Here is a 9,351-nt window from a genome sequence, read left to right as displayed (position 1 = left end):
GTGTTAAGCCTGCCGCCAGCGTTCAATCTGAGCCATGATCAAACTCTTCAATTTAAAGTTTGATGCTCAATAACTGTCTCTGACATATTCAAATGAATCTTCAGTGTCACTTATCAAGACTTAATTTTTGAGTCCGTAGACTTTATTCTTTCGTCTCGCAAGTGCCCACACAGATTGTCTGTTTCTTTTTTTTAAAGAGCTGACAGTATTTTTTTGCTTTCGCTTTTACTGTCTCAAGGGCTGCGTATACTACGCTACACCTTTTTATTCGTCAAGATCTTTTTTCAAAATTTTTGATCCTGCTCACTAACCTCTTTTACCGCCTGCTTTCGCTGACGCCGTGTCAGTGGATGCGCATTATAGAGCCTTAAAAAAATCATGCAAGCAATTATTTCAAATTTTTGTGCGTTTGTTTCATATTTATTCAAAGCTATTAACGATAAATTTTTGACATAAAACAAACCAAACTGATAAGGTCTTGCAAAAACAATTTGCTAGATAATTATCATTACATTTCTATTCATTCATCTTACCATAGCAACAATAATTACTTTACTTAATGCTTATTATTTAAAAAAACTGTTGTGGTAATCATTTTTATTTTTTTATACCCATAATTTTTGTATGCAAGCTTAATTAAAGTTAACGTTAGCGAATACTACCTATGACATAAACTGATTTATCTTTTAATATAAATTTTATTATACAAGCAACCAGCACACTGAACGCCAATGTGAATATTAATAAACAAACTGCAACAATTGCAGCTAATTCACCATTTTCTGTTTTAAGAATACTGCCCAGTTGTGAAACTTGAATTAATTTTAAAAGCTCAATAATGATTATTTGATGAATAAAATAAATTGGAAAACTTATATTAGCCATAAATGAGAAAAATTTATAAACCATCCCGTCATTCGTTTTATGATTCAATCTATCTAAAAAATAGAGTGCTAACATAAATAGGATAATTTTTTGCAACGTATCAAGCCAAAGTTTTTCGACACCAAGATTATCAACATAACGCCCAACAAAAGTGACAAAAAAGCACAACCCTAAAAAAGCCATAATCAGATATAAGTTATTTTTAATTGCTTTGATGATTATTTCATAATGTTGTCTAGTCATCATTCCGATTAAATAGACAGGACCATAATGTAATAAATTTAGTAGGGGTTTAGTAAAGTCAGGTTTTGTGAACATAACAACCCAAAACATACATATCAGACCGGCAACAATCAAATTCTTTTGTGATAACTTATAAAACAGAGGCGCCATGATATAAATAATGATAATCATTGGGATGAACCAGAGCGGTAATAACTGCGAACCGGTTAGCATCATGATAGAAATCTGACTCATAACACTCGTTTGCGTAACAGAAAAAAACGGCAATTGTGATAATTGTTGATAATGAAAAAAAAGAAAACAAAATATAGATACAGAGATATAAGGACAGACAACCGTTTTAAATTTGGATAAATAATATGTTTTTGTATTATATTTGTAAGTTAAATGTTGAAACAGAAATCCTGCAATTAACACAAAAAAAGTTGTGAAATTAAACGCAAATAAATTTAAAAACGAGTAAAGATAACTATTTTCAATTAAGGTTTTATTATTGATAAATACACCTAAGCAATGACTGAAGACAATCATCATAATTGCAACGCCACGTAATACGTGGATGGAGTGAATTTTTTGAGCTTTTACAGTTGTCATTTTTAATAGTAATGATAGAAAATATATAATTCTCTATACTGTATCATATAATTAAACGACAATAATAAGTATTTATAAAAACGAAGATAAACAGTTATCAAAGAAATGTTAGATTGTATTAATGTTCTCTATTTAATTTCTTTGCAGCAAACGAACAGATAGGAATGATTTCTCGATGTTCTTCAGTTAATTTTTTGACAGTAAGATCGAGTAATTTATCAGCCAAACCATGACCACGATAACTTGAATCCACAAAAGTGTGATTAATTGTCGCTTTGTCTTGACCAATACGAGAAAATGTCATTTCTGCTATTTCTTTATCATTATCAAGAATATAAAATCTTTCTGGGTCTTCTTTATAGATAAGTGACATACGCTTCTCCTTACATTTGGGATAATAAGTATAGAGTGTAAAATTATTTGTTTATGATGTTACCAACTTATTTATATTAAGGAATTTTATTTATATTTTGCAGTTATTCTTTTTGGAGTTAACGCCCCTTCGTTAACATGATTTTTATCGATTATTTATGGATAATATTAACTTTGTAGAAGTTATATTGAATTTTTTAATCTCATAAATTTAAAAAGTAGAACGGTATTAACATGATCCATTAACACATCATTTTATATTTCATAGGTGAACTTTTGATATAAACGTAATATTCCCATTATATTCAATTATTCACCTTCATTTGATTTACCATTTGTTGATATTTTTAAAGATTACTGTACATTCTAAAATAGACGTTTAGCAACATTATATAATTCCATATCAAACGGACGTTTCATTGTATTAATTGCTTCTATGATGTCGTGATGAACTAATTTACCATTTTGTACACCTACACAGCGTCCAGCATGACCTTGTAGCAACAACTCGACAGCGAAAGCCCCCATACGAGAACCTAAAATACGATCGTAAGGAACCGGTGAACCACCTCGTTGAACATGACCAAGCACAGTAGCTCGAGTTTCATGATGTACAGCAGCTTCAATATCAGCTGCAAGCTGATTAACATCACACATATGCTCAGTAACAGTTACAATAGCATGTTTTTTACCCTTAGCAAAACCGAGTTTAATTTCTTCAATTAAGTCTTCTTTAGTATAAGAAACTTCAGGGATAATCATGAATTCACAACCGCCAGCCACAGCTGCATTTAAAGTTAAATCACCACAATCACGTCCCATAATCTCAATCACTGAAATACGATGATGAGAAGAACAAGTATCACGCAATCTATCGATAGCTTCGACGGCGGTGCTAAGTGCAGTAAAATAGCCAATTGTATAATCCGTGCCACGAATGTCATTATCAATTGTGCCGGGTAAACCAATACAAGGGAATCCTTCTTCAGTTAATCGCATTGCTCCCATATAAGAACCGTCACCGCCAATGACTACTAATGCATCGATTTGGTGTTTTTGCAGATTCGCTATTGCTTTTTTTCTCACCTCTTTATCTTTAAATTCAGGAAATCTCGCTGAACCTAAAAATGTACCGCCTCGTGTAATAATATCTGACACACTAGCACGATCTAATTGAGTAATTCGATCTTCACAAAGCCCTAAATAACCATCATGAATACCAAAAACATCCAATCCTTCCGTTAATGCCGTTCTAACCACACCACGAATCGCAGCATTCATCCCTGGTGCATCACCACCACTGGTTAAGATACCAATTTTTTTTATCATACAACATAACTCCAAATAATAATTAACTTTTAACTATTATAGAGTTTTAACAGATATCTAACAATAGAATATAAAAGCTATTTTTGGTTATAATTTATCACTCATTTTTTCAGCAGGAACAACCGATATAGGATCTTGATGAATAATGACTGTGGCAGGCGCAAATTCATTAGCAAGATGTTTTTCAACCGCATCGGTTATGGCATGCGCTTTTACTAATGGCATGTTATCATCAAGTTCAATGTGTAATTGAATAAATTTTACAGGTCCAGCTTGTCTGGTTTTTAAATCATGAAAACCATGTACTTGTGGAAATGATGCCACAATTTCTGCTATTTTTTGGTTGTCACTATCAGGCAATGCGCGATCAAGCAGATCTTGAATAGCGTTGTAGGCAATATGATAAGCATTATAGCAAATGAATAAAGCGATAAAAAAAGCAAATACAGCATCTGCATAAGTAATGCCATACCAACTTAAACAGAGTGCGATTACTACTGCGACATTCATAAACATATCCGAAGAGTAATGTAGCATGTCTGCTTTCACTGCTTTGCTTTGCGTAATTTTTATCACATATCGTTGATATAACACTAAGACACAAGTAATGACTGTCGAAATGACAGACACTATGATACCAAATAATGGAACCTCAAGTGCTGTAGGATGAACGATTGATTTAATGCTGGAAAGAAGCAAAATTGTCGCTGATCCAATAATAAACGTACTTTGTGCTAAAGCAGCAAGTGATTCTGCTTTACCATGACCAAAAGTATGATCATCATCAGCAGGTTTTAATGCATATCTCACAAGAAAGAAATTTAGACCGGATGCGATTAAATCTATACTTGAATCAAGCAGTGAAGCAAATAAACTAATTGACCCCGTAAACCAACACGTAATTAATTTGATAGTAATTAAAAAAATAGAAATTAAGACGGCACTTAATGTCGCTTTTTTAACTAATTTTTCGTACAAATGTGAATTTGACATTTGATACCTATTTATTGATAGGATTCAATTCCTAATGGTAGTACTAACTGTTCAGCAACTTCAGCCGCTTTCTTTTTACCTAATAAAGCATCAATAATTTTTAAAGCAAAATCAATTGAAGTCGCAGGACCTTGGCTAGTAATGATTTTATATTGTTCGTCAAAGTATACTCTTTCGGCTTTCCAATGTTTAAATGCATCTTTAGTTGTTGGATAACCAGTCATATAAGCATGAGGGAATAAATGATGATATTGTAAAACCATTGCAGGAGATGCACAAATGGCCGCAACAATATTACCTGATTGATGTGTTTGTTTTAATTTTTCGATTAATTCAGGACAATCACGAAAATTTTCCGCACCTTTTAAACCACCCGGCAAGATAACCACATCAAAATCAGTGTGTTTAATTTCGGAAAATACTTTTTGTGCAAGGATAGTTACCCCACGAGAACACGCAACTTCACGTGAATGAGAAATACTTGCAGTAATAACTTTTATACCTGCACGGGTCAATAAGTCAATAGTGGTAACGGCCTCAGTTTCTTCACAACCTTCAGATAAGAATACTAATGCTTGTTTAGTCATTATTGTTCTCCTTTTAACATATCAACCGTTATCACAAAGACTTGATAGGATTAATTTACTTTAATCCTTTCAATTTTAGCGCCTAATTTTCTCAATTTATCTTCTATATTATCATAACCACGGTCGATATGGTAAATACGATCAACAATAGTTGAACCTTCAGCGATACAGCCCGCAAGAACTAAACTTGCTGAAGCGCGTAAATCAGTTGCCATGACTTGCGTTCCACTTAGTTTTTCAACACCGTGCGTAATTAATGTATTACCTTCAATTTCAGCTCTGGCACCCATACGCACAAGCTCAGGTACATGCATAAATCGATTTTCGAAAATCGTTTCTTTAATAATTCCCGTTCCTTGTGCAACCATATTTAATAGAGAAAATTGAGCTTGCATATCTGTTGGAAAGCCAGGATGTGGTGCGGTATGTATATTGACCGCCTTAGCACGTTTACCTTCCATATCCAAACATATCCAATCTTTGCCGGTTTCAATTTTTGCACCAGCTTCTTTCAACTTAGCAATGACGGCATCAAGTAGCGTTGGATCGGTTTTACGACATGTAATTTTACCTTTGGATATTGCCGCTGCAACAAGGAAAGTACCAGTTTCAATTCGGTCTGAAACAATCTCGTGTACGCCACCGCCTAAACGCTCAACACCTTCAATCTCGATACGAACAGTTCCTGCACCCGTAATTTTTGCCCCTAACATATTTAAAAATTTGGCTGTATCAACTATTTCTGGTTCACAAGCTGCATTTTCAATAATCGTTTTACCCTCTGCTAAGGTGGCAGCAGACATAATAGTGACGGTAGCACCAACACTTACTTTATCCATTACAATATGAGCACCTTTTAATCGTCCTTCAACCGAAGCCTTAACGTAGCCCTCATCTAAGGTAATTGTTGCGCCTAATTGTTGTAGGCCAGTGATATGTAAATCAACAGGTCTGGCGCCAATAGCACAACCACCCGGTAACGAAACTTGCCCTTGTCCAAAGCGCGCAACCAACGGTCCTAAAGCCCAAATTGATGCACGCATTGTTTTAACAAGTTCATAAGGAGCACAATAGTTATCGAGATGACGCGCATCAAGATGAATCGAACCATTACGTTGACATTTGACACCTAACTGACTTAATAATTCTAAAGTCGTATCAATATCTTTCAATTTAGGCACATTTTGAAGTTCAACTGGTTTTTCAGCTAAAATCGCTGCAAATAAAATTGGAAGCGCTGCATTTTTAGCGCCAGAAATAACGACTTCGCCATTAAGTGAGGTTGGACCTGTAACGTGAAACTTTTCCATTGTTAACTCTTATGTTTGATAAATTGGCAAATATTATAAAAGTTATTTGCTAATAGATAAATGAATTTTATAAGATATCCAAAAAAACCAACCTTATCATTATTTTCAAAAGGGATTTGTTAAAAACTTTCCCATATTGTTTATGAATTGATAAAATCCCTGCTAAACAATGATTGACTCAAATAAACAAGCACCTTATAGTTAAGTACTGTTATTTAGAGTAATCACCATTAAATTTGTCATGTTTAGCGTGATATTATTACTTAACAAAAAACAATTTTATTTAAGAGAAAACACATGTTTGATTCACTCGCAAAAGCTGGTAAGTACCTTGGACAAGCCGCTAAGTTAATGGTTGGTATTCCCGATTATGATACTTATGTTCAACATATGAAGTTGACCCATCCAGAACAAACGCCAATGACTTATGAAGAGTTTTTTAAAGAGCGCCAAGAAGCACGTTATTCAGGCAAAGGTGGGTTTAAATGTTGTTAACAATTAAGAATATGTCATGACTGAGCAAATTAATTCTTCTTTACTTCCTGTCACGATATTAACAGGTTTTCTTGGTGCAGGAAAAACAACACTAATTAATTATTTATTAGAAAATAACCGCAACGAAAAAACAATTATTATCGAAAATGAATACGGACCGGTAAATATTGACAGTAATTTGCTTAATGTCAGCACGGATATTCAAATTGTCGAAATTACTAATGGTTGTATTTGTTGTACCATTCAAGGCGAACTAACTGAGGCACTACATCAACTGCACGCTAAACGCATCGCAGGTGAATTACAGTTCGATCGTATTATTATTGAAACGACAGGCCTTGCTGATCCTGCGCCAATCATACAAACATTTTTTATTGATGAATTGATTCGGGAAACGATTCAATTAGATGCAATAGTCACTTTAGTCGATGCTAAACACATACTAACACATCTTGATGAGCATCGAGTCGCCCTTTCACAGATCGGTTTTGCAGATCGCATTATTTTAACAAAAACAGATTGTGTTGATGAAGAACAAAAAAATCACGTTATAAACCGACTTCACCATATTAATCATAAGGCAATGATAATTGAAGCGGTTAATGGTCAACTTCCAAAATCAGCATGGCTAGATATTCACGCATTCGATTTGAGTGATGAACTCACCATTAATCGAGGCTTGTTTGTCATTGACACAAGCCCAAAACACCAATCAGGCTTTAAACTCATTCCGTTAAAAAAATCTCATTCACTTAAAAATGATGAAATCTGTTCCTATCTTTTCGAAGCAAAACAACTTAATTTAAAAAAGATAGGTTCATTTATGGAACAACTTGTTGAGCAATATGGTAATGACATGTTGCGTTATAAAGGTGTATTGGCTATCAAAGGGAATGCTCAACGTTTAATAGTGCAAGGCGTTCATAAAGTAGTCGGATTTGATTATGGTTCGCCTTGGCAAAATGAACAAGAGAAAGTGTCGAAGTTAATCGTTATCAGTCGCCCCTTACCTTTTGACGAGTTGAATCAGGCATTTTTAAAAACCATGGAAATATAATCGTTAACTTGCATTCAATAGGTTATTATATCAATTTATTCCGTTATTAAAAAATTATATGGTATTCACTCTTCTGTATTGCCATTTAATAACGGTTAAATTTTATTGACTTTTATGTAATAAAAATCCATTTTTTCAATTAATCGGAGACTTTTTTAATTCATTTGTTCCCTCTAATCAAAGCAAAAAAATATAACTTGCTTTCAACATAAATTTTTAGATTAGCTGAACTGAACTAGCTTTTTTACAAAAAGGTCTATTTACCGATCATTTGAAGACAAATCACATATCCTAAACCGCATACATAATAGTAATATTAAATCCAAATATGATAACATAGACCCAATTTATTATTTATAGGATAACTGACTTAATAGTATGGATTATGATATCGCAATTGTAGGTCTTGGACCTGCAGGCAGTACCTTAGCACGTTTACTTAGCCCATCATTTAAAATTATTGCATTTGATAAAAAACATCAATCCGGTGATACAGGTTTTCATAAACCTTGTGGTGGATTACTCGCTAATGATGCACAAAAATCATTTATTCGGCAAAAACTGAATTTGCCTACTGATATTTTGTCTGATCCGCAAATTTTCAGCGTAAAAACTTATGATCTACAGACTAATCTTATTCGTAATTATCAACGTACTTATGTTAGTTTCGATCGGCATAAATTCGATTTATGGTTGAAATCACTGATTCCACCCTCTGTTGAAGTGCATCACAATACATTATGCAAAGAAATAATGCGTATTATAGAAGGTTATCAAATTACTTATATTGATGAAAATAACATAGAGCAAAAAATCACAACTCGTTATGTTGTTGGCGCAGATGGCGCAAATTCACTAGTCAGACGAATGCGCTATCCTTCCCATTCAATAAGACAGTATGTTGCTATACAACAATGGTTTGCAGAAAAGCATCCCCATCCTTTTTATTCTTGTATTTTTGATAATCAATCAACCAATTGTTATGCTTGGAGCATTTCAAAAGACGGGTCATTTATTTTTGGTGGCGCATTTCCTAAAAAAACAGCCAATCAACATTTTGAAAATCTGAAAAAAAAATTAACTCAGCAAGGATTTATTTTCGGAGAACCCCATAAGACAGAAAAATGCTTAGTGATTTATCCAAACCGCTTTCGTGATTTTTATACAGGAAACGAGAACATTTTTTTAATCGGTGAAGCAGCAGGATTTATTAGTGCCAGTTCTTTAGAGGGCATTAGTTATGCGCTTGATAGCGCCGAGATTTTAAGTAAGATCTTAAATAGCACTGATCCCGATCCAAATAAACGATATTATTTTAAAACTTTGCCGTTACGATTAAAGCTATACAGTAAAATAGTCAAAGCCAAAATATTAACTACCCCTTTTTGGCGTAAATTAATCATGAAAAGTAAAATTCAGCATATAAATATGGAATAAATTATATTAGACTGCATACTGTTAATTAAATAATAAATTAGTTTAATCA

9 protein-coding genes are annotated in these 9,351 nt (G+C 33.5%); 3 read left to right on the top strand and 6 right to left on the bottom strand.

Annotation, left to right across the window (positions count from 1 at the left end; all coding sequences use genetic code 11):
- Positions 1-648 precede the first annotated feature (648 nt).
- The 6 genes from ACGH6R_RS08210 to murA form a co-directional block, all read right to left on the bottom strand.
- Positions 649-1,722 (bottom strand): acyltransferase family protein, encoded by a 1,074-nt coding sequence (locus ACGH6R_RS08210; protein ID WP_411599380.1) that lies wholly within the window; start codon positions 1,720-1,722, stop codon positions 649-651.
- A gap of 118 nt (positions 1,723-1,840) precedes the next feature.
- Entirely contained in the window at positions 1,841-2,095 is a 255-nt protein-coding gene (locus ACGH6R_RS08205) for a GNAT family N-acetyltransferase (protein ID WP_267350462.1), read from the bottom strand.
- A gap of 365 nt (positions 2,096-2,460) precedes the next feature.
- On the bottom strand, positions 2,461-3,423 hold the full coding sequence (pfkA, locus tag ACGH6R_RS08200) for a 6-phosphofructokinase (protein ID WP_220216427.1): 963 nt from the start codon (positions 3,421-3,423) through the stop codon (positions 2,461-2,463).
- Between the two features lie 87 nt (positions 3,424-3,510).
- A complete protein-coding gene (locus ACGH6R_RS08195; protein ID WP_411599378.1) occupies positions 3,511-4,416 on the bottom strand; it encodes a cation diffusion facilitator family transporter in 906 nt (301 codons plus the stop codon).
- A gap of 11 nt (positions 4,417-4,427) precedes the next feature.
- The gene (locus tag ACGH6R_RS08190) at positions 4,428-5,003 is read right to left on the bottom strand and encodes a DJ-1 family glyoxalase III (RefSeq protein WP_411599377.1); all 576 of its coding nucleotides are present in this window, start codon (positions 5,001-5,003) and stop codon (positions 4,428-4,430) included.
- Positions 5,004-5,053: 50 nt separating this feature from the next.
- The gene (gene murA / locus ACGH6R_RS08185; protein ID WP_267379844.1) at positions 5,054-6,313 is read right to left on the bottom strand and encodes a UDP-N-acetylglucosamine 1-carboxyvinyltransferase; all 1,260 of its coding nucleotides are present in this window, start codon (positions 6,311-6,313) and stop codon (positions 5,054-5,056) included.
- 297 nt (positions 6,314-6,610) lie between these two features.
- Between murA and ACGH6R_RS08180 the strand changes: the two genes are divergently transcribed.
- The 3 genes from ACGH6R_RS08180 to ACGH6R_RS08170 all read left to right on the top strand — a co-directional run bounded on the left by ACGH6R_RS08180 (position 6,611) and on the right by ACGH6R_RS08170 (position 9,302).
- Positions 6,611-6,808 carry a YbdD/YjiX family protein gene (locus tag ACGH6R_RS08180; protein WP_065558673.1) on the top strand — a complete coding sequence of 66 codons (198 nt, stop codon included), beginning with the start codon at positions 6,611-6,613 and terminating at the stop codon, positions 6,806-6,808.
- 16 nt (positions 6,809-6,824) lie between these two features.
- Positions 6,825-7,865 (top strand): CobW family GTP-binding protein, encoded by a 1,041-nt coding sequence (locus ACGH6R_RS08175; RefSeq protein ID WP_411599375.1) that lies wholly within the window; start codon positions 6,825-6,827, stop codon positions 7,863-7,865.
- A 378-nt stretch (positions 7,866-8,243) separates the two neighbouring features.
- Positions 8,244-9,302, top strand: a complete 1,059-nt coding sequence (locus ACGH6R_RS08170; protein ID WP_411599374.1) for an FAD-binding protein — start codon at positions 8,244-8,246, stop codon at positions 9,300-9,302.
- Positions 9,303-9,351 lie beyond the last annotated feature (49 nt).

It is taken from the genome of Gilliamella sp. CG13, from assembly GCF_046635805.1.
In the GTDB taxonomy this organism is placed as follows: domain Bacteria; phylum Pseudomonadota; class Gammaproteobacteria; order Enterobacterales; family Orbaceae; genus Gilliamella; species Gilliamella apicola_I.
This window is presented reverse-complemented; position numbering and strand designations above follow the sequence as displayed.